At 68.6% G+C, this 18,660-nt stretch carries 23 protein-coding genes; 11 read left to right on the top strand and 12 right to left on the bottom strand.

Features of this window, described 5'->3' with window-relative positions:
- Positions 1 to 246: 246 nt before the first annotated feature.
- The 3 genes from Q8Q77_RS16935 to Q8Q77_RS16925 form a co-directional block, all read right to left on the bottom strand.
- Complete coding sequence (locus tag Q8Q77_RS16935; protein WP_305584825.1) at positions 247 to 732, bottom strand: HtaA domain-containing protein; 486 nt, start codon at positions 730 to 732, stop codon at positions 247 to 249.
- A 92-nt stretch (positions 733 to 824) separates the two neighbouring features.
- Positions 825 to 2,705 carry an HWE histidine kinase domain-containing protein gene (locus Q8Q77_RS16930; RefSeq protein WP_305584824.1) on the bottom strand — a complete coding sequence of 627 codons (1,881 nt, stop codon included), beginning with the start codon at positions 2,703 to 2,705 and terminating at the stop codon, positions 825 to 827.
- 182 nt (positions 2,706 to 2,887) lie between these two features.
- Positions 2,888 to 3,340: a hypothetical protein gene (locus Q8Q77_RS16925; protein ID WP_305584823.1), complete on the bottom strand. Its 453-nt coding sequence runs from the start codon at positions 3,338 to 3,340 to the stop codon at positions 2,888 to 2,890.
- Positions 3,341 to 3,540: 200 nt separating this feature from the next.
- Here Q8Q77_RS16925 and Q8Q77_RS16920 point away from each other — a divergent pair, with 200 nt between their 5' ends.
- Genes Q8Q77_RS16920 through Q8Q77_RS16910 form a run of 3 tightly spaced genes read left to right on the top strand, consistent with a single transcriptional unit; the run spans position 3,541 to position 6,185 of the window.
- Positions 3,541 to 4,830: an MFS transporter gene (locus tag Q8Q77_RS16920; RefSeq protein WP_305584822.1), complete on the top strand. Its 1,290-nt coding sequence runs from the start codon at positions 3,541 to 3,543 to the stop codon at positions 4,828 to 4,830.
- A 48-nt stretch (positions 4,831 to 4,878) separates the two neighbouring features.
- Positions 4,879 to 5,271 (top strand): hypothetical protein, encoded by a 393-nt coding sequence (locus Q8Q77_RS16915; RefSeq protein ID WP_305584821.1) that lies wholly within the window; start codon positions 4,879 to 4,881, stop codon positions 5,269 to 5,271.
- Positions 5,271 to 6,185, top strand: a complete 915-nt coding sequence (locus tag Q8Q77_RS16910; RefSeq protein WP_305584820.1) for a sterol desaturase family protein — start codon at positions 5,271 to 5,273, stop codon at positions 6,183 to 6,185. Before Q8Q77_RS16915 ends, Q8Q77_RS16910 begins: the two co-directional genes overlap by 1 nt.
- Positions 6,186 to 6,382: 197 nt before the next feature.
- On the opposite strand, the gene Q8Q77_RS16905 is transcribed toward Q8Q77_RS16910, so the two are convergent.
- Positions 6,383 to 7,051: a hypothetical protein gene (locus Q8Q77_RS16905; RefSeq protein ID WP_305584819.1), complete on the bottom strand. Its 669-nt coding sequence runs from the start codon at positions 7,049 to 7,051 to the stop codon at positions 6,383 to 6,385.
- A 164-nt stretch (positions 7,052 to 7,215) separates the two neighbouring features.
- Between Q8Q77_RS16905 and Q8Q77_RS16900 the strand changes: the two genes are divergently transcribed.
- The 4 genes from Q8Q77_RS16900 to Q8Q77_RS16885 all read left to right on the top strand — a co-directional run bounded on the left by Q8Q77_RS16900 (position 7,216) and on the right by Q8Q77_RS16885 (position 9,649).
- Entirely contained in the window at positions 7,216 to 7,482 is a 267-nt protein-coding gene (locus Q8Q77_RS16900) for an addiction module antitoxin (RefSeq protein ID WP_305584818.1), read from the top strand.
- Positions 7,479 to 7,793, top strand: coding sequence for a type II toxin-antitoxin system RelE/ParE family toxin (locus tag Q8Q77_RS16895; RefSeq protein ID WP_305584817.1), 315 nt, complete (start codon positions 7,479 to 7,481; stop codon positions 7,791 to 7,793). Before Q8Q77_RS16900 ends, Q8Q77_RS16895 begins: the two co-directional genes overlap by 4 nt.
- A 138-nt stretch (positions 7,794 to 7,931) precedes the next feature.
- Positions 7,932 to 8,723, top strand: coding sequence for an ion transporter (locus tag Q8Q77_RS16890; protein WP_305584816.1), 792 nt, complete (start codon positions 7,932 to 7,934; stop codon positions 8,721 to 8,723).
- Positions 8,724 to 8,854: 131 nt separating this feature from the next.
- On the top strand, positions 8,855 to 9,649 hold the full coding sequence (locus Q8Q77_RS16885; protein ID WP_305584815.1) for an enoyl-CoA hydratase/isomerase family protein: 795 nt from the start codon (positions 8,855 to 8,857) through the stop codon (positions 9,647 to 9,649).
- A gap of 267 nt (positions 9,650 to 9,916) precedes the next feature.
- Here Q8Q77_RS16885 and Q8Q77_RS16880 read toward each other — a convergent pair whose 3' ends face one another.
- From Q8Q77_RS16880 to Q8Q77_RS16860, 5 genes are all read right to left on the bottom strand, one after another.
- A complete protein-coding gene (locus Q8Q77_RS16880) occupies positions 9,917 to 10,507 on the bottom strand; it encodes a PEPxxWA-CTERM sorting domain-containing protein (RefSeq protein ID WP_305584814.1) in 591 nt (196 codons plus the stop codon).
- A gap of 299 nt (positions 10,508 to 10,806) precedes the next feature.
- Positions 10,807 to 11,898, bottom strand: coding sequence for a sensor histidine kinase (locus Q8Q77_RS16875; RefSeq protein WP_305584813.1), 1,092 nt, complete (start codon positions 11,896 to 11,898; stop codon positions 10,807 to 10,809).
- A 117-nt stretch (positions 11,899 to 12,015) separates the two neighbouring features.
- Entirely contained in the window at positions 12,016 to 12,666 is a 651-nt protein-coding gene (locus tag Q8Q77_RS16870) for a glutathione S-transferase family protein (protein ID WP_305584812.1), read from the bottom strand.
- Positions 12,663 to 13,136, bottom strand: a complete 474-nt coding sequence (locus tag Q8Q77_RS16865; protein ID WP_305584811.1) for a MarR family winged helix-turn-helix transcriptional regulator — start codon at positions 13,134 to 13,136, stop codon at positions 12,663 to 12,665. The genes Q8Q77_RS16870 and Q8Q77_RS16865 overlap by 4 nt, the downstream gene beginning before the upstream one ends.
- A 122-nt stretch (positions 13,137 to 13,258) precedes the next feature.
- The gene (locus Q8Q77_RS16860) at positions 13,259 to 13,885 is read right to left on the bottom strand and encodes an FxDxF family PEP-CTERM protein (RefSeq protein ID WP_371130471.1); all 627 of its coding nucleotides are present in this window, start codon (positions 13,883 to 13,885) and stop codon (positions 13,259 to 13,261) included.
- Positions 13,886 to 14,066: 181 nt separating this feature from the next.
- Between Q8Q77_RS16860 and Q8Q77_RS16855 the strand changes: the two genes are divergently transcribed.
- Positions 14,067 to 14,489, top strand: a complete 423-nt coding sequence (locus tag Q8Q77_RS16855; protein WP_305584808.1) for an ester cyclase — start codon at positions 14,067 to 14,069, stop codon at positions 14,487 to 14,489.
- Between the two features lie 2 nt (positions 14,490 to 14,491).
- Positions 14,492 to 15,127 carry a TetR/AcrR family transcriptional regulator gene (locus Q8Q77_RS16850; protein ID WP_305584807.1) on the top strand — a complete coding sequence of 212 codons (636 nt, stop codon included), beginning with the start codon at positions 14,492 to 14,494 and terminating at the stop codon, positions 15,125 to 15,127.
- Here Q8Q77_RS16850 and Q8Q77_RS16845 read toward each other — a convergent pair.
- Genes Q8Q77_RS16845 through Q8Q77_RS16835 form a run of 3 tightly spaced genes read right to left on the bottom strand, consistent with a single transcriptional unit; the run spans position 15,102 to position 17,213 of the window.
- A complete protein-coding gene (locus Q8Q77_RS16845; protein WP_305584827.1) occupies positions 15,102 to 16,097 on the bottom strand; it encodes an NAD regulator in 996 nt (331 codons plus the stop codon). The two genes, Q8Q77_RS16850 and Q8Q77_RS16845, sit on opposite strands and share 26 nt — an antisense overlap.
- Entirely contained in the window at positions 16,052 to 16,561 is a 510-nt protein-coding gene (locus Q8Q77_RS16840; protein ID WP_305584806.1) for a tyrosine phosphatase family protein, read from the bottom strand. Before Q8Q77_RS16840 ends, Q8Q77_RS16845 begins: the two co-directional genes overlap by 46 nt.
- 7 nt (positions 16,562 to 16,568) lie before the next feature.
- Positions 16,569 to 17,213 (bottom strand): YfbR-like 5'-deoxynucleotidase, encoded by a 645-nt coding sequence (locus tag Q8Q77_RS16835; protein ID WP_371130470.1) that lies wholly within the window; start codon positions 17,211 to 17,213, stop codon positions 16,569 to 16,571.
- A gap of 109 nt (positions 17,214 to 17,322) precedes the next feature.
- Between Q8Q77_RS16835 and Q8Q77_RS16830 the strand changes: the two genes are divergently transcribed.
- Together Q8Q77_RS16830 and Q8Q77_RS16825 are read left to right on the top strand one after the other, a co-directional pair.
- A complete protein-coding gene (locus tag Q8Q77_RS16830) occupies positions 17,323 to 18,135 on the top strand; it encodes a universal stress protein (RefSeq protein ID WP_305584805.1) in 813 nt (270 codons plus the stop codon).
- A gap of 15 nt (positions 18,136 to 18,150) precedes the next feature.
- The gene (locus Q8Q77_RS16825; RefSeq protein ID WP_305584804.1) at positions 18,151 to 18,525 is read left to right on the top strand and encodes a hypothetical protein; all 375 of its coding nucleotides are present in this window, start codon (positions 18,151 to 18,153) and stop codon (positions 18,523 to 18,525) included.
- Positions 18,526 to 18,660: the final 135 nt, after the last annotated feature.

The following is an 18,660-nucleotide window of genomic DNA, read 5'->3' as shown; positions in this document are numbered from 1 at the left end:
GAGCTTAGATGCTCCCCCTCTGGGGGAGCTGGCCCGAAGGGCCTGAGGGGGACTTTGACTCCTGCTCAGACCGGTCGAACCTCCGTTGAAGGGCATTTTAGTCCCCCTCACCCGGCCATGCGGCCGGGAGCTCCCCCCGAGGGGGAGCATCTGGCCCCCGTCCCACATGGATCTACGGCCATATGCGATAGCCCTGCCCCGGAGGTGGAGCATCTTAGGTCCGCCGTACATGCGAAAGCTCCGACCCTAGCGCTCCGCCAGGGTCAGGCGCACCGGGTCGAGCGCCGTCCTCAGCGGATAGTGGTCGCCGAGCAGTTGGATCCCGTCCATCGACAGCGCCGCCGGCAGCACGATCTCGCCGGCGTCCCCAGTGGTCATCGCGCTCAGGTCGAGCCGTGCGATCTCCACGCGCCGCGTGCGCGCGCTGCTGTCGGCGACGGTGAGGACTGCGCCGGCCTCGCTGATCTCCAGGCTCGGGTCGGCGAGGAACACCGAAAGCATGCCGCCATGGGCCTCGAACCGCACCTCGCCCAGGAATGTCCCATGCCCTTCCAGCTTGCCGTCGGCGTCCAGCCTCAGGCCATCGCCCGGCGCGGCGGCGAAGATGAACTCGCCGTCCGGCGCGCGCTCGGCGCCGCCGCCGGCCTCGGTGACGCCGCCCGTGGCCTCCACATAGTTCCGGAAGCTCTGCTTCACGCCCCAATTGAGCGTGGCCTGCTGGGGCTCGGTCATTCGTGCTCTCCTCAACTCGCCCCAGCTTCTACATGTCCGCGACGCTTTGCCAGCGCAGGATCTGGGGCGAAGTAGGTGAGCTCGATCTCCCGTCAGGCGTCCATGAAGCCACGCGCGGCCTGGAGCGCGCTCGGACGGCAGCGGATCTCGCAGACGACGCCCTCGGGCGCAAAGGCGACCACGACCTCGCCGTGCAGGTCGCGGGCGAGGCTCCGCTGCAGGAGACGGGAGCCGAAGCCCGAGCGGACCGGCGCCCGGACGGGCGGACCACCGTCCTCGCGCCAGGTGATCGTCAGCATATCCCCCTCCAGGTTCCAGCCGATCGTGACGCGCCCCTCGGGCGTGGACAGCGCGCCGTATTTCACCGCGTTGGTGGCGAGTTCGTGCAGCGCCAGGCTCAGCGCCAAGGCGGGCTGAGCGGCCAGCCAGACGGGCGGGCCGGAACGACTGATCTGCGGCCGCTGCACGGTCTCGAAGGGGCCCATGGCCGCGGCGATCACGTCGATCAGGCGCGCGCCGTGCCAGCTCTCGGCCGTGAGGATATCGTGCGCGGCCGCGAGCGCCACCAGGCGCGCCTCCAGCGCGACGCGCGCGCTCAACACGTCGTGGGCGGAGCGCAACGTCTGGGCGGCGATCGATTGCACCGTGGCCAGGCTGTTCTTCACCCGGTGGTTCAACTCGTTGATCAGCATCCGCTGCCGCTGCTCGGCGGCGCGCGTTTCGGTGACGTCCCTGAAGAGGCCGACCGCCCGCGTGTTCGGGCCGTTAGGGCCCGGCGACAGGACGCTGACGCTGACGATGTCGCGCACGACGCCGTCGGGCAGGTGGATCCGGAACTCGCGCTCCTGCCGCGGACTCTCCGACCAATCGGGCGTCGTCCCGATGCCGATGCGCGTGAGGTCCTTGGGAGCGATCCGAAGGATCACGTCGTCGATGGTCACGATCGAGTCGGGTCCGAAACCGAAAATCTCGCGCGTCCGCTCGTCAAGCGTGGCTTCGCGGGTCTTGCGATCCCAGCTGATGATGCCCAGGCGCGCGATCGCGACGGCTGCGCTCAGCCGCTGACCGCTCTCCTCGGCCGCCGCCTGCGCGCGCGCCTGCTCGGTGACGTCGAAGCCCTCGACGAAGATGCCGGAGACCTTGCCCAGCTCGTTGCTCACGGGCTGCAGGACGAAATCGAGAAGGTGCTGCTCCAAGGGTCCGTCCGGCCGGTCTCTCAGGTTCACCGGCCGGGCCCGGGCGACATGGCGCTTTCCGGTCGCGTAGACCCGGTCCAACAGCTCGATGAACCCCGGATCCGGGAGGTCGGCGAAGACTTCGGCGTGGGATCTTGCAATCTCGTCCCGCTCCCCGAACAGGCGCTTGTGGGCGTCATTTCGAAACTCGAAGACGTGGTCCGGGCCGCTCAGGAGGCAGATGAACCCCGGCGCCTGCTCCAACATCTTCCGCTGCCGCTCCGCGTTGGCCGCGTCCCTCCGCTCGGCGAGCACCCGCTGGGTGGCCTCCACCACGACGGCCAGCACGCCGGCGGGCCGCCCCGCTTCGTCTGGAACGGGAGAGTAGTCGAGGTCGAACCAGAGCGTTTCCAGCACGCCGGAACGGCGCAGCTTCAGCGGCTGGTCGCGGTACTTCAGGGTCGCTCCCGCAAGCACGGTCCTAAGCACCTGCTCGTTGAACTCGATCACCTCGGGCCAGGCTTCGCCCACCTTGCTGCCGAGCAGATCCGGGTGACGCGACCCGGCGATTTCGGCATAGGCGTCATTGTAGATCATCACGCCTTCTTCGCCCCACAGCAGCGCCATGGGCGTCGGCGAGCGCAGCACGATCGCCGTGGCGGTCTTCAGATACTGCGGCCAGCCGCTTAGCGGGCCGAGAGAGGTCGAGGCCCATGCGAACTTCGCGAGCAGGGCGCCTGTCGCGCCGCCGTCGCGGAGGAAGGCCGCATCATCGCCTGTATGGCCTGACTTGCCCACGTTTCACCGATCTTCTGCACGAAAATGAAGCACATGATCCAGGGTTGGCCGCAACCAACCAGCGCGGGAGCCCAGAACGCCTGGGAAGGCTTGGGCGCCCCCAGGCCGAGGCCCGATTTCTGCGAGCCGCCGGGGTCGCCCTCGACTGCGAGAAGGGCGACCCACTCAAGGTCAAGCCGTAGCTACTTCATGAACTTCAGTTCGCGGGCCAGGTAGCCGCCGCGGGTGGTCCGCATCGCCTCGCGGGTGATCGCCGCCTGGTTGGCCTTCACCGGGCTGCCGAACACAGCCGAGGTCTGCTTGTCGCTTTCTTCGTCCGACTGGTCGAAGACGGCCATGTTCTTATACTCGATCATCAGGATCAGGTCGGGCTCGTTGTCGCGAACGTCCTGCAGGGCCAGGATCCTGTAGCTGACCACGTCGCCGCGCTTCTTGGCGGCCTCCTGGACGGCCCGCCAGGGACCGTTCAGATAGGCCATGTATTCGTCGAACATGCCGGGCTTCGTCTCGATGTGGCCAACCGACCAGACCGTGCCCTGCGTGTAGACGCGCTCGGCCGTCTGGGCCTGGGCCAGGCCTGCGCCACCAAGCGCGATGGTTGCGGCGAGCGCCGCCGCGCGAACAAGAGTCTTCATGATGTCCTCCCGCTGTCCGGGCGAAACAGTTGAGCGCCCTGAGCGCCCCGTTCGTTGACCGTCGCCCTGCCGACACCTGACGCCCAGTGCGAAAGCTTGGCAACAACTCATATAACACTGTTATGATACATTAAGGGCAAAGGTGACGTCTTGCGCTGGCGGCGCTTGTCCTAGACGCTCCCTCCCCAGGGGGAGACACCGTGACATCGCCGACCAGCCAGGCCGCCGCCGCGTCGGCCGACGACGTCCCGACGGGATTTGCGCCCTACCTGTTCGCCCACGGCGCCTGGTTCCTGGCCTTCGGGGTGCAGGTGGTGCTGTTCCCCTATCTGGTGCGGGTGGTGCTGCAGGAGAGCGAGGTCCGCTTCGGCCTGGCCCAGATGGCGCTGCAGCTTCCCACCACCCTGTTCATCCTGCTGGGCGGGGCGCTCGCCGACCGGGTCCCGGTCAAGTCCATCGTCGTCGTCGCCTGCGCCTTCGCCGTGCTCACCTTCGCAGGCCTGGGCGCCATGGTCAGCGCCGGCGTGCTCACCTACGGCCTGATCATCGTCTATGCGCTCACCGTCGGAACCGCCCAGGCCTTCTCCACCCCGGCCCGCGACAGCCTGCTCAGCCTGGTCGCCCCGGCCCGGGGGGGCGTGCAGGGCGCCGTCGCCTACGCCTCGCTCGCCCAGTTCGGCGGCCAGATCCTCGGCATGGGCTGCGCCGCGGCCGCGCCCCTGCTGGGGGTCGGCCCGCTGCTGCTGGGTCAGGCCGTCCTGATGGTCGCCGCGACGCTCGCGGCCCTGCGCATCCGCCCGCGTCCCGCGCCCGTGCGCCCGCCGCGCGACGCGCCCCTGCTGCTCAGCATCGGCCGCGACATCCGCGAGGGCTTCGCCGCGGTCCTGGCCTCGCCGGTCATCGCCCCGGTCATGCTCTGCGGCGTGGCCATGGGCGTCTGCTTCATGGGCAGCTTCTTCGTCCTGCTGCCGCTGATCGTGGAGAGCTATTTCGACGGCCAGGCGCTCAGCCCCGGCAAGACGGAGATCGCCTCGGCGCTGGGCCTCTACAGCATGTGCTTCTGGGTCGGCAGCATGGTCTCGGCGCTCGCCCTGGTGCGCATCGGACCCCTGCGCCGCAAGGGTCTGATCTATCTCAGCGCGCTCGGCTCAGGCGGGGTGATCCTGCTGCTCTGCGGTCTACAGCTGCCGTTCTGGCTGTTCTGCGGCCTCAACTTCGCCTGGGGCCTGGGCGGCGGCGTGGCCATGACGCTCGGCCGCAGCTTCGTCCAGCAGCACGCCCCCGAAACCGTCCGCGCCCGGGTGCTGTCGATCTTCACCCTGGGCCTCATGGGCGGCGGCCCCCTGGGCGCCGTGGTCGACGGCTTCCTGGCCCAGGCCTTCGGCCCCCACGTCGCCGTCATCTTCCCCGGCGCCCTGATGCTGCTGATCGTGGCTGGCCTGTTCGCCTTCTCCAAGGTCCCGAAACTCAGCGACTTTCCCGCGACTTGACGCCCCCGCGCCCAGCGCCGACCCTTGGGGCAGGGGAGTGACGCACGCGTGGACAAGGCCTACCTCATTCAACTGGCCGGCTCGGCCGCCGCGGTGATGGTGCTGGTCGCCATCGCCGCCTGGGCCAAGATCGCCAAGCCCATGACCCCGCTGGACGAGGCGCGGGCCCGCAGGCTGCTCTCTGACGAGTTCCCCGGCCGCAACCTGGAGCGCATCTGGGTGGCGACCGACGGGCGCGGCGCGCTGGCCCGCTCCGGCGCCTCGGCGCTCATCCTGTTCGAGCTGGGCGACGGCTATGTGGCCCGCCAGATCCCCTGGGCCCAGGCCGTCTCGTCCTCGTTCCGCGACGGGGTGGTCAAGCTCGACCTCTCCGACGTCGCCGCGCCCCAGGCGCGCCTGGCCCTGGAAAGCTGGCCCCCCAGCCCCCGCGAGGCCGCCTGATGGACCCGCTCAAGGCGCCCTTCGACCCCGTCACCCTGGCGGTGCCGTTCTTCGTCCTGGCGGTGATCCTCGAGATCGCGCTCGGCCGCTTCAAACTGGCCAAGGCCAATTACGAGACCCGAGACACCCTGGCCTCGCTGGCCATGGGCCTGGGCAGCACGCTGTCGGGCCTGCTGACCTTCGGCGTCCCCTTCGCCGCCAGCCTCTGGATCTACCAGCACCGGCTGTTCGACATCCCCATGACCGCCATCTGGGCCTGGGCGGCGGTCTTCCTCCTGGAGGACATGACCTATTACGGGTTCCACCGGCTCAGCCACGAGCGCCGGTTCTGGTGGGCGGCCCACGTCAACCACCACTCCTCCCAGCACTACAACCTCTCCACCGCCCTGCGGCAGACCTGGACGGGCGGCGTCGCCGGCACCTGGGCGCTCTGGCTGCCCCTGGCCTTCCTGGGCTTCCCCCCGGCCATGATCGCCATCCAGAAGGGGATCAGCCTCGTCTACCAGTTCTGGATCCACACCGAGGCCATCGGGCGCATGCCCCGCTGGTTCGAGGCGGTGTTCAACACCCCCTCCCATCACCGCGTCCACCACGCCCGCAACCCGCGCTATCTCGACCGCAACTACGCCGGCGTCCTGATCGTCTGGGACAAGCTGTTTCGCACCTTCCAGCCCGAGCTGGACGAGGAGAAATGCCGCTACGGCATCGTGCGGAACCTCGGCGATTTCAACATCCTGCGCGTCGCCTTCCACGAGTGGGCCGGCATCGCTCGCGACATCGCCCGCGACCCCCGCCACACCGTGGGCTACCTCTTCGGCCCCCCGGGCTGGAGCCCCGACGGAACCCGAGACACCTCCGCCAAGCTCCGCGCCGAATGGGAAGCCGGCCGAGCCGCCGAGACCCCGGCGGAGTAGGGCGCGGCGTCGCTTGCCGGCGCGCTGCAACCCCCTCCGTCACTCTCCGCTTCGCTCCGAGCGCCACCTCCCCCAAACCGCGCTGCGCGCTGGGGGAGGATCTGAGGTCGGCGCAACCCAGATGCTCCCCCACTGGGGGAGCTCCCGGCCGCATGGCCGGGTGAGGGGGACTTTGACTCTTGTTTGGAGCCGCCTCCCTACCGCTCCCCAACCCCAGGCCCGCTGATCACCTCTCCATCCCCGAAATTCTGCACGAAGATGTTCAGCCGCGGCGCCGCGGGCTTGCCGGTCTCGCCCCAGGTCTTGGGCGCCAGCCGCGCGGCCCGCCAGCGGATCACGTCGAACTGCAGCCGCGCCACCGGCACGGTCGCGGGCGCGGCGGCCTTGGCGATCACCCAGGCCTCGTCGGCCAGCAGCTCGGCCTGGATGTCGCGGGCCTGCACGTACATGTCGCTGAAGTCGGGATGCGCCCGCAGCCACTCATAGACCGTGCCCGTCACCGGCATGTCGGGCTCGGCGCAGATCTCCACCATGCTCCGCCCCGCCGCGATCGCCTGGCAGATCTTCTCGCCGATCTCCACGGCGTAGAGGTCCGATCGCCCCCAATCGTGCTTGCGCCGCGCCTTGCGCGCCTCGATCATCTCGGCGTGCGCGCTCGCCGCCGCCCGCCGCGCCGCGCTCCGGGCCACCCGCCGCTGCTCGGCGAACTCGGGGATCTGGCCCAGCCACCTATGGATGGTCGCCGCCGCCGGCATGGCGCGATCGGCCCCGATCGAACGGATGCTCTCCCCAGCCTCCACCCGCCGCGCGATCTCCGCCCCCAGGTCAGACGTATAACCGGCGATCCGAGCGGGCAGGGCGGTCATGGGCGTCTCCGAAGACCCGCCCAAGCGGCGGCAGGATAGTATGCGGGAGAACGGTGAAATGTAAAGAACAAAAAGGGAACAAATGTACACCTCGTCTCAGCAGGTCGCGGTTGAAATGTCCACAATATCCCTTATCATGTGGACAAAATGAGAGCGGAGCCCCCATGTCCAAGACGATGACGCTCAATGTGCGGGTCAGCGGCTTGCTCGGTGACTTCGTCGCCACCAATGTCGGCGATGACGGCGTCTATGAGAATGTCAGCGAATATGTCCGCGACCTGATCCGGCGCGACATGGCGCGCGCCGAGGGCGAGACCTTCCAGCGTCTGAAGGCCGAACTGCAGCACGCCTTCGCCGCGCCGGACGACAGCTACCAGGCGCTCGACGCCGACACGGTGATCACGCGCGGCAGGCGCCGCTCAGCGCCGTGAGCGGCGTCCGCATCCAGGCCGGCGCGGCCCACCGGCTGGACGAGATCTACCGCTATACCGAGGAGACCTGGGGCGAGGCCCAGGCCGAGCGCTACATCCGCGGCCTGTTCGCCCGCTTCGAGGCCATAGCGGCGCGCAGCTTCCCCTGGCGACCGGTCCCGGCCGAGTTCGGCGTCGACGGCTATGTCTGCCGCTACGAGAAACACCTGATCTACTGGAAGCTCCTCGTGGGCGGCGACGTCGGCGTCGTCACCGTCCTGCACGAACGGATGCACCAGATCGAACGCTTCCGCGACGACTTCGCGGGTTGACGATCTGGAACGGCGTCGAGGTTCGGGAACTTCCTCAGCGTCTCTCAGCGCAGATGTCGGCCAACCCCCCGCGATAATACGAGACTCCCCACCCCCAACACCGTCACCATGGGCTGCCCACCGACGACACCGAGCTCCATGTCCCTCCGCGCCCGCATCTACGAGCAACTGGACCCCAGGGCCCGCCGCGCGCGCGGCCTCTCCCTGGCCAACTGGATCCTGGTGATCCTGATCCTCATCGCCACCGCCCTCGCCATCATCGAGACCGAGCAGACCATCACCGACGTCTACGGCCACATCTTCGTCGCCGCCGAGCTGGCGCTCGGCCTGATGTTCAGCCTCGAATACGCCCTGCGCCTCTGGACCGCGCCGGAGCGGAATCCCTCCGCCCATCCCTGGCGCGAGCGGCTGCGGTTCGTGGTCTCCCCCGCGGCGATCACCGACCTGATCGCCATCGTCGCCTCCCTCGCCGTGGTCGGCGGGACCAGCGCCCTGCTGCTGCGCCTGGTCCGGGTCGGCCGCATCCTGCGCCTGGCCAAGCTCGGCCGGATGTCGCGGGCCTTCGACTACATGGTCGAGGCCATCACCCTGCGCCGCGACGAGCTGCTGCTCAGCCTGGCCGCCGGCTTCTTCCTGATGATCGCCGCGGCCACCGCCCTCTATCTCGCCGAGGGCGCCATCCAGCCCGACAAGTTCGGCAGCATCCCGCGCGCGCTCTGGTGGTCGGTCGCCACCATGACCACCATCGGCTACGGCGACGTCTTCCCCGTCACCACCCTGGGCAAGGTGCTGGCTTCGGTCACCGCCATCTTCAGCATCGGCTTCATCGCCATGCCCACCGGCATCCTGGCCGCCTCCTTCAGCGACGCCATGCAGCGCCACCGCCGCGCGCTCGAAGACCCCGAGGACGCGCCTCCGTCCGCCCCCTAGGGCCGCTCCTCCAAACCGCTCATCCCGGCGATTAGGGTCCATACCCCATGTCCGAACGCAATCCCTGTTGGAGCCGCCGCCGCGTGCGTCCATGCTCACGTCTTTGATCATTTCATCGACAGGAGATTGCAATGGGCGCGCTGGTGGAAGTTTCCGACGTTGGACATGTGCGGACCATCCGCCTCAACCGTCCGGAGAAGAAGAACGCGCTCAGCCAGCAATTGGCCTGGAGCGTGATCGCCGCGGTCGACGAGGCCGCTCGCGATGACGACGTCTGGGTCGTGGCCCTCACCGGCTCGGGTGACGCCTTCTGCGCCGGCCTCGACCTCTCGGGCCCCGAACCCTATTCGCCCTATCCCGCCCAGACCGCCCAGCTCGACGACATCGGCTGGGTGGGCCAGTTCCTGCTGTCGATCCGCAAGCGTTGCGACAAGCCGGTGGTCGGCGGCGTCAACGGCGTGGCGGTCGGGGCGGGCCTGGGCCTGGCCATGGCCACCGACGTGCGGCTGGTCGCCGCCAGCGCGCGGCTGATGGCCGGCTACACCCGCATCGGCGGCTCTCCCGACGCGGGCCTGACCATCACCTTGCCCCAGGTGATGGGCTATGAGCGCGCGATGCGCTTCATGATGGAGAACCGCACCGTCACCGGCGCCGAGGCCCTGACCTGGGGCATGGCCGGCGAGGTGGTCGACGACGACAAGTTCGCCGCCCGGCTGGCCGCCTATTGCCAGGAGCTGTGCGAGTGGTCGCCCATCACCCTGCGTCTGCTCAAGCGCGGCGTCGTCAAATCCTACGAGTCCGCCGACATGGAGCAGCAGCTCCGCTACGAGGTCTCCAACATCGGCCGCGCCTTCCGCAGCGAAGACGGCCAGGAAGCCCGCCGCGCCTTCCTGGAGAAGCGCAAGCCGGTCTTCACCGGCCGCTAGACGAGGGCAGAGCTTCACATTTCTTCTCCCCTTGCGGGAGAAGGTGGCCCTGCGGAGCAGGGTCGGATGAGGGGTCTCTCAGAACCCTCCGGCTGGCGACAGTGCGAACTTCAGCTCAGACGGATAAGGCTTTTGATCCCTCATCCGTCGTGCCTTCGCCCGACACCTTCTCCCGCAAGGGGAGAAGGACACCGGCGCCGCGCCGCTCAAAAGGAAACGGCCCCGCCCAGGAGAGCGAGGCCGTCTCCGCGGTTCGCAGGACTTGGCTTAGGCGATTTGCGTGGCCACGCGACGGCGCATCGCGCCGCCGACCAGGCCGAAGCCCGTGATCATCATCGCCCAAGTCGCGGGTTCCGGGACTGCACTCAGTCCATACGTGAAGTTATCAGCATAGACGCTCGACCCTATGCCGGCGGGAGGGAGCGCGCCGAAGATTGCAAAGCGGATGCCGCTCGCTGTGATCGAGAGCGTTTCCATGCCTTCGAAGCTCTCATCTGTAAGCAGAGTGGTCGAGCCGAGCGAAACGCCCGAAAAGTCGAAGACCTCCAGATAGAGCAGGTCGGCGTCGTCGGCGTAGTCACCGAGCTCAACGCTGACCAACCCGACGTCGAGAGCGAAGTCGGCGCGTAGCAGCGGAATGTAGCCCGCCTCATATTCGCCAATCAGATTGTTCGTGAAGTTTGGGCCTTCAACTGCGTAGACGAGGCTGCCTGTGACGGACGTGAACGTTACAGGGCCCTCGCTGTAGGACGTGAAGCTTGTTGGAGCGAGCGAGAAATCGATCGTGGTCAGCGCGCTGGCCGATCCGGCCCAGCCAAGCATACAGGCGGCGAAAATCGCCGGTACCAGTCGTTTCATTCGCGTTCTCCTTTGGGTGGCGGGAGAGTTCTTCGACCTACCCAAGATAGTCAAGGCGACTCGCCGCGCAGGCGATTGACGCCCTGCGAGAAGCCCCTCGTCGACCCTGATCCGCCGCCGCTAGGCCGGCCTCCTCCAGGGCCCAGCGGATCCGCAGGTCGCGGACATAGCCCTGGGCGAAGGGCGGAACCCAGCGGAAGGCGGTGAGCTGGATGGTCATGGGGAGATTTCCAGGCTGGGGCGAATGCGCCCCGTCTGGTCGCACGGCGTCGCCCCAAATCGACATGCCGGCCTCACGTCTAGGCAGGAAGGTCTCCCCCGGGCGCGGCGTCCTCGCTGGTGAAGACGATGGTCACCCGCACCCCTTCGCCGGGCGTCGACTCCACGTCGAGGCGCGCCTTGGCGTTCTGCAGCAGCGAACGGACGATCAATGCCGAGAGCTTGCCGGGCTTGGGCCATGAGGCGCCCTGCGGCAGGCCCACGCCATCGTCGGCGATGAACACGCGACAGCCATCCGCTTGGTTGTTGCAGCGCAGGGTGATGGTCCCGCCCTCGCGGCCGACGAAGGCGTGCTTCAGCGCATTGGTCAGCAGCTCGTTGACCACCAGCCCCGCCGGCATGGCCACGTCCAGGGAGACCGGCCAGGTGTCCACCTGCATGTCCAGGCGGATCCCTTCCACCGCGTGGGCGCGCATCACCGCCGAGGCGATCTCGCTCAGATAGACCCCCAGATCGACGGCCTCCTCCGGACCGGCCTCGCCCAGCGATCGGTAAAGCAGGCCCAGCGCCTCCACCCGTCCGGCCAACCGGTCGAAGCCCTCGCCGGTCGAGCGGTCGGCGACGCCCTTGGCCTCCACCCGGATCAGGGCGGTGATCATCTGCAGATTGTTCTTCACCCGATGCTGCAGTTCGCGAAGCTGGGTGTCCTTCTCCCGCACTCTTTCGTGCAGTTCGTCGAGGACCGACGTCGCCGAGGCGACCGTCTCCACGAGCGCCACGAGCCGGAACACCGGCTCGCCCTCGTCGTCTTCGATGATGTTGGACCAGGCGTCCACGGTCAGGGGATCGCCATCGCGGGGGAGGGCGTAGGAGCCGATGTAGTCGCGTTCAGCCGCCACCGCTTCGCCCAGGGCCCGGGCCTCGCCGGTGGACGCTTCCCCCGGCAGGTCGGTCCAAAGGCCGCCGACGATCCTGTCGCCGTCCCGACCGGTCAACCGTTCGAACTCCAGATTGGCGTAGACGATGCGTTCGTTCGGCGTCAGCTCCGAGACCGCCACGGCCACGGGAACCTGGTCTAGGAATTGTTTGAAACGGTCGCTCTCCAGCGCCACGGCGAGGTCGGGGCTGTCCAGCAACTGCTCGACACGCTGGGAACTCTTGTTATCCGTCATGTGGTTCCCGCCTGCCGCCAGAACCCCCGCTCCATCTTGACCCTTATCGGCTTTGTGTTCCTCACGCCATTCGGTAAGCGATGTCGGCCTGGCCGCGTGGGAAAGAGAAGGCCGCCGTCAAGCCGGCTCGTTCTCCCGGAACGCCGACATCTGCCCCTCCATCGCCCTGCCGAACGCCGGGCGGGCCTCGCATCGCACGCGATAGGCCTCGAGGTTCGGGAACCGCAGCAAGGCGCCGCAGTCGACCAGCTCGCGCAGCACCGTGGTCATGACCAGGTCGCCGGCCGTGAAGCGTCCCTCCAGATAGTCCTTGTCGCCTAGCCAGGCGCTGAGCGAGGCCAGCCGCAGGTCCAGGCTCGCCTGGGCCTGGGGGCGGCGTTCCGTGGTCCAGGCCTGGCCGGCATAGAAGCTGTCGAGCTGCACCAGGGTCTGCGCCTGGGGCTCGATGGAGTTCAGCGCCGCGATCACCCAGGTGCTCACTCGCGCGGCGCCCGCCGCGTCGCGCGGCGAGAGCGCCTCGGATTTGGCGGCGATGTGCAGCACGACGGCGCCGGACTCGAACATCTCGACGGCCTCATCTCTGTAGGCCGGGACCTGGCCGAACGGCTGCCACTGGCGATAGCGATCCGAGGCCAGGGCTTCACCGTCGACCAGCACCACCTCATAGGGTAGGCCGGCCTCCTCCAGGGCCCAGCGGATCCGCAGGTCGCGCACATAGCCCTGTGCGAACGGCGGAACCCATCGGAAGGCGGTCAGCTGGATCGTCATGGGGTCGTCTCCGGACTGGGGGAGGGGAAGGCGGAAAGCGAGAGGAGATCGCGCCGCAGTCGCTCGGAGTCCTCGAGCTCGGCCTCCAGCGCCGCGTGGGTCGCGACCCAGAGCGGCAGGGCGCCGGCGAGGCGTGCGCGCCCGTCCGCCGTCAGCGCTACCCGGCGGATGCGGCTGTCCTCGGGATCGGAGCTGATCTCGGCCAGCGCCTGGCGCACCAGCGGCTTCAGGGCGGCGGTGAGCGTGGTGCGGTCTGCGCCCAGCAGGGCGGCGATCCGGCCCATCGGCATCGGCTGCGGACCGTTCAGCGCCATCAGCAGCGAGAATTGCCCGTTGGTCAGGCCGCTCGGCCGAAGCGCCTCGTCGAACCGCCGCGCCAGCGCCCGCGCCGCCCGCTGCGCGTGCAGGCACAGGCAGGTGTCGCGCACCTGCAAGGTGGTCTCGAACGGAACCGTGGGGGTGGCGGTCATGACTCATTATGTTGATATCAACCTATTGAGTCAAGTCGCGTCGGACCCCACGCGCCGCGCCCCCCAAAAAGAAACGGCCCCGCCCATGGGGCGAGGCCGTCTCCACAGGTCATAGACTTGGCTTAGGCGACTTGCGCCGTGGCCACGCGACGGCGCATCGCGCCGCCGACCAGGCCGAAGCCCGTGATCATCATCGCCCAGGTGGCGGGCTCGGGCACCGCGGAGGTGTCGAGGCGCACGCCGAAGCCGGCGGGCACGCCGCCGGCGCCGTCGCCGGTGATCGTGAACGAGTAGCTGCCGGGGCCGACCAGATAGCTCAGGCGGCTGTAGCTCGTGTCGCTCCAGGCGGTGCCGCCGAAGGAGTCGATCGGCTCGGCGGTGGTGGTGAAGGTGGTCTTGGCCAGCAGGGTCGCGCCGTCATAGAGCGAGAACACGTCGCCGGTGACGAAGGCGTCGGTGATGCGGAACAGCGCCGTGCCGGAGACCGTGAAGGTCCAGGCCGATTGCTCGCTAGGGGTGTCGATGCCGTCGATCTGGTCCGACTGCCAGCCGGTGTCGGCGATGAGCACGGCGGCCGAGGCGGGGGCGGCGAAGGCGATGGAGGCGGCGGCGGCCAGAAGGGCGCCGAGAAGCTTGATCTTCAAGGGGTAACTCCGAATCGAAAATTTGGGACACTCAGTTCGGCGAACCGTGTGCCTGTTGCGACGGATGGTTGCAATTCCGCTCGCCCGGCAGGGGAGAAAAATCATCGCCACCTCCCGTGGGTTTAAGGGCTGAGCGCCGATTTCGCCGCCCGGACGGAATATCCGGGGCCCGGCTCATGTTCCTGAAACACCGTCGCTTGCAAGCTAGAGACATATACGTCTTGCTATGAGATGATAATCTCATTAAGAGCCTGTGGTATCAGATCAAGCCATGGGAGACTGGGCGGTGACAATCAACCGAGCGCAGATGGACGCGAAGATGGACGAGCATTTCGGGTTCGAGGCCCGCGACGACGTGGAAGGCGTGCTGGCCACCCTCACCCACGACGTGGAGCACGACATCGTCGGCTGGCCCACGGGGCCGACCCAGGGCCGGGAGGGTGCGCGGCCGTTCTACGAGGTCCTGTTCGGCGACCTGGCCGACGGCAGGATCGAGACGAGGAAGCGGCTCTATGGCGACGGCTTCATGGTCGACGATTCCTTCTGGCGGGGCAGGGCGACCGGAATGCCCTTCGGCCTGGAGGGGCGCGACCGTCCCCTGGAGTTCCGGTTGCTGCACGTGGTCGAGTTCGCGCAGGACGGCGACATCAGCAGAGAGAACGTCTGGCTCGACCTGGCGGCCATCATGCGCCAGTTGCCGCAGGACTAGAGATGCCGCACGCCGAGAAGCCCGGCCGCCCGAACCAGAAGCAGCGCACCCGCAAGGACCTGCTGGACGCCGCCGCCCGGCTGATGAAGCAGGGCCGCAAGGCGGGCCTGGAGGAAATCGCCGAGGAGGCCCTGGTCTCGCGGGCCACGGCCTATCGCTACTTTCCGAGCGTGGAGGCGCTGCTGCTGGAGGCGGCGCTGCACGTGGCCCTGCCCGAGGCCGCCGAGCTGTTCGCCGACGGGCCGCCCGCCGATCCCGTGGCGCGGCTCGACCGCGTCGAGGCCGCCATGCACGAGATGATGGCGGCCAACGAGGCGCCGCTGCGGATGATGCTGGCCAACACCCTGCAGGCCGGCCTCAAGGGCGACGCGGATTCAGATCTGCCGGCCCGCCAGAACCGCCGCACCCCGCTGATCGATGCGGCGCTGGCGCCCGCGCGCGACACGTTCGACCCCAAGGCCCTGGAGATGCTCGGTCCGGCCCTCGCGCTGATCATCGGCACCGAGGCCATGGTGGTGTTCAAGGACGTCCTGCGCCTGGATGACCGCCAGTCGCGCAAGATCACCCGCTGGGCCATCCGCGCCCTGGTGCAGGCGGCCAGGACGCCGGCCGCTACTCCCGTAGCAGCGGCAGGCTGAGCCCCGAGACCGGCCGGGCGCCCAGGACCTCGCGGCGGAAGCGGAACAACTCCGCGGGCCGGCCGCCGGTCTCGGAATCGACCCGGCCCAGGCCCTCGACCAGGTCGGCGCGCTCCAGGGCGCGGCGGAAGTTCTGCTTGTGCAGGGGCACGCCGGCTATGGCCTCCACGGCCCGCTGCAGGGCCGAGAGGGTGAAGGCCTCGGGCATCAGCTCGAACACCACCGGGCGGTATTTCAGCTTGCCTCTCAGGCGTGACAGCGCCGTGGCCAGGATGCGGCGGTGGTCGCTGATCATCGGTTCGCCGAGCGCCGCGGCCAGGTCGGGGGCGGGGTGTGTCGCGGCCTCGCCGCGGTCGCGGGCGGCCTCGGGGGCAAGGCCCGCCTCGTAGAGCAGCTCGTAGCGCTCCATCACCCGCTCCTCGTTCCAGGGCGCGCCGTCCAGCGCGAACAGCAGCCGCGCCCGGGCCAGGCGCTCGGCGCTGGCCTGGGCCCAGTGGCGCAGGGCCGGCTCCAGCCGGGCCAGCGCCTCGGGGCGTCCGTCGCGCCAGTCCTCATAGGGGAAGAACCGCGACCAGCTGGCCCAGGCCGTGTCGGGCGCGGTGGTGTCCACGGCCTTGGGGGTGAGCGCCAGATAGCCCACAGACAGCACCCGGGCGGCGCCGGCGTCCTTGCCGTCGCCCATATCGGCGAGCGGCGCGTCGCGGCCGCGGTCGCCGAAGGTGTAGAGCTGCTCAACATAGCCCAGGTCGAACCGGGTCTGGGCGGTCACGAAGGCGCGCAGGGCCAGCTCGAAGGTGCGGTGGCCGTTGGGATCGAAGGGGCCGAAGGGCAGGCCGGGAAGCTGGCCTCTGGGGCGCACGGTCAGGACCACGGCGTCGCCGTCGGCGATCGCCACCACCACCGCCGAGAGCCCGATGACCACCACTAGAAGCGGGCCGGGAAGTCGAACGGCGTGCCGACGCCCGAATATTCGTAGTCGCCCATGGCCTCGACCGCGTCGACCATCCGGCCCTTGCGCGACAGCATGTCGTCGGCCAGGGCGACGATACGGCGGTTGGGATAGGCGTGCCGGGCGGCCTTGCGCATGGCGAGCGCGATGGTTTTCTCGGCCACGTCGGGGTTGCGCTCGCAGGCCAGGACGAAGGCGCTGGCGCTGGAGCGGCTGATCCCCGCCCAGCAGTGGACGATCATCGGCGCGCGTTCGTCCCAGGTGGCGCCGAATTTCAGCAGGTCGGCGACCAGGCCCTCATGCGGCAGGACCATGCCGTCCATGGGCTCGGCGATGTCGTTGACGCCCAGCTTCAGGTGGCGGTCGGCGAAGCCCTCCGGGGTCTCGATCATGCTGGCCGGGTCGAGCAGGGTGATCATGTGCGACGGACGGCGCGCGGCGATGATCGCGGCAACCTCGGCCAGTCCGCATACGATGAGGATCACGCTGGTCTCACTCCGTGTCGAACGCGGCGGCGACGGTGGCGAATCCCGCCGCCTGCGACAGCACATTGTAACGCTGAATGTAACGGCTTTGCGCCATCGCCGGGCTCAGCGGCTCGATATGCAGCGTGTAGCCGTCGGGCGGGGCGTCGAAGAACTCCAGCGCCTCGGACGAGGTGAACCCGGCCAGTTGCACAGCCTCGAAGAACGCACAGGCGCGGTCGGCCTTCTTGATCAATTTCTTGATTTGAATCGGGGTCTTAGCGGGAATTCCGAACCGCACGTGGATCGCCGTCTCCAGCCGCTCCTCGAAGGTCCTGTAGTCCACCCCCAGCGCCGCCTTGAACGGAGAGATCATGTCCCCGATCACATATTCCGAAGCATCGTGCAGCAAGGCCGCCAGCCGCCACCTCGGTTCCAAGTCCGGTTGGATGTGGGCGCAGATCTCCTCGACCACCACCGAATGCTGGGCCACGGAGAAGGCGTGTTCCCCGACCGTCTGGCCGTTCCAGCGCGCGACCCGGGCTAGGCCGTGGGCGATGTCCTCGATTTCGATATCCATCGGCGAGGGGTCCAGCAGGTCCAGCCGCCGGCCCGACAGCATCCGCTGCCAGGCGCGCGGTTGGCGCTCGGTTTTACGCAGCCCTTTCCTCACCGACGCGTTCCTCTCACAGTCAAGGTCGTGAACTGACCCAGGACTTGGCGAATATCAAGGCGCGGAACCGCCGCCAGGTCCAGGCAGGGTTTGGAACGAGGGAAAGAACATGAGCTGGGCAAGGATCATGGCGCCGCTTTCGGGCGGTGAGGGCGACAAGGCGGCCATCGCCGCGGCCGCCAAGCTGGCGGAGCCGTTCGGCGCCGAACTGGCCTGCGTCTACACCCCGGCCGACGTCGCCGACGTCATGCCCTGGATGGGCGAGGGATTCCTGGGCGGGGTCCAGACCACGGCCCTGGAATCCCTGAAGGAGGCCGCGGCGGCCGGCGAGCGTAGCGCCCGGGCGGCCATGGACACGATCAGCTACGACAAGCGCCGGTTCATCTCGCTGCAGACCCCGGTCTGGGCGGGGCTATCGGCCGAGAGCCGGCTGTCGGACGTGGTGGTGTTCAACAACGATCCGGCCCGCGGGCGAGGGCCGCTGGCCGAGGCGTTCCAGCAAATGGTGGCCGATGAGCAGAGGCCGGTGCTGATCGCCCGCGAAGGCTTCGCCGTGGGCGGACCAGTGGCGGTGGCCTGGGACGGCGGCAAGGAGGCCTCGCGCGCGGCGCGCCTGGCCCTGCCGCTGCTGGAGAAGGCGCGGAGCGTCGTCATCCTGGCCGCCCCGAAGGCGACCTCGCGCAGCTTCGACCCCACGCGGCTACAGGCCTATTACGCCGCGCGCGGGGTGAAGGCCGACCTCGACATCCTGCCCGACAGCGGCGACGCCGCCCCACTGTTGCTCTACGCAGCGCGCAAGGCCGAGGCCCAGATCCTGGTGGCTGGGGCATTTGGCCACCCGCGGTTGCAGGAGTTCATCTTCGGCGGAACGACGCGTACTCTGCTGGCGTCCGACCAACCGTCGCTCTTCCTGTCGCACTAAGTACGAGGTCCGATCATGCCCCTGTCGCGCATTGTCATGCGTCTTGCCCGCAATCCCGGCACCGAATTCGCCGGTGGAGATGACCATCGGGGCTACGCCCTGACGGCCCCGCTGACCGCGGACGGGCTGCTGGACTCGGCGGCCTACGCGAAGACCAAGGCCAATTGCGTGGTGCGCCGATTCGCGCCGGACGAGGACGCGATCGACGGGCGGCTGGCGCGCAAGGGTTCGCGCTGGTTCTTCGACTATGACGAGGACGACGCGGCCGACGACGAACCGGTCCATCGCCTGGGCGAGCACCGTTTCGCGGTGGGCGAGTACGTGACCGTCACCGACGAGGACGGCCGACCCCTGACCTACAAGGTGGTCGAGGTCCAGGCGGCGGGCTAGGCGGTAGTGACGATTTAGGATTCCCTGACTGGCGCTGTTCTGATTCAACGCTTCTCTTTGGAGGGTGTGTTGGAAGGCGAGGTTCTTCGGGACGATCAGTGGGCGCGGATCGAGCCGTTCGTGCCGGGCGGTCGC

This window comes from Phenylobacterium sp., assembly GCF_030698145.1.
Lineage (GTDB): Bacteria > Pseudomonadota > Alphaproteobacteria > Caulobacterales > Caulobacteraceae > Phenylobacterium.
This window is presented reverse-complemented; position numbering and strand designations above follow the sequence as displayed.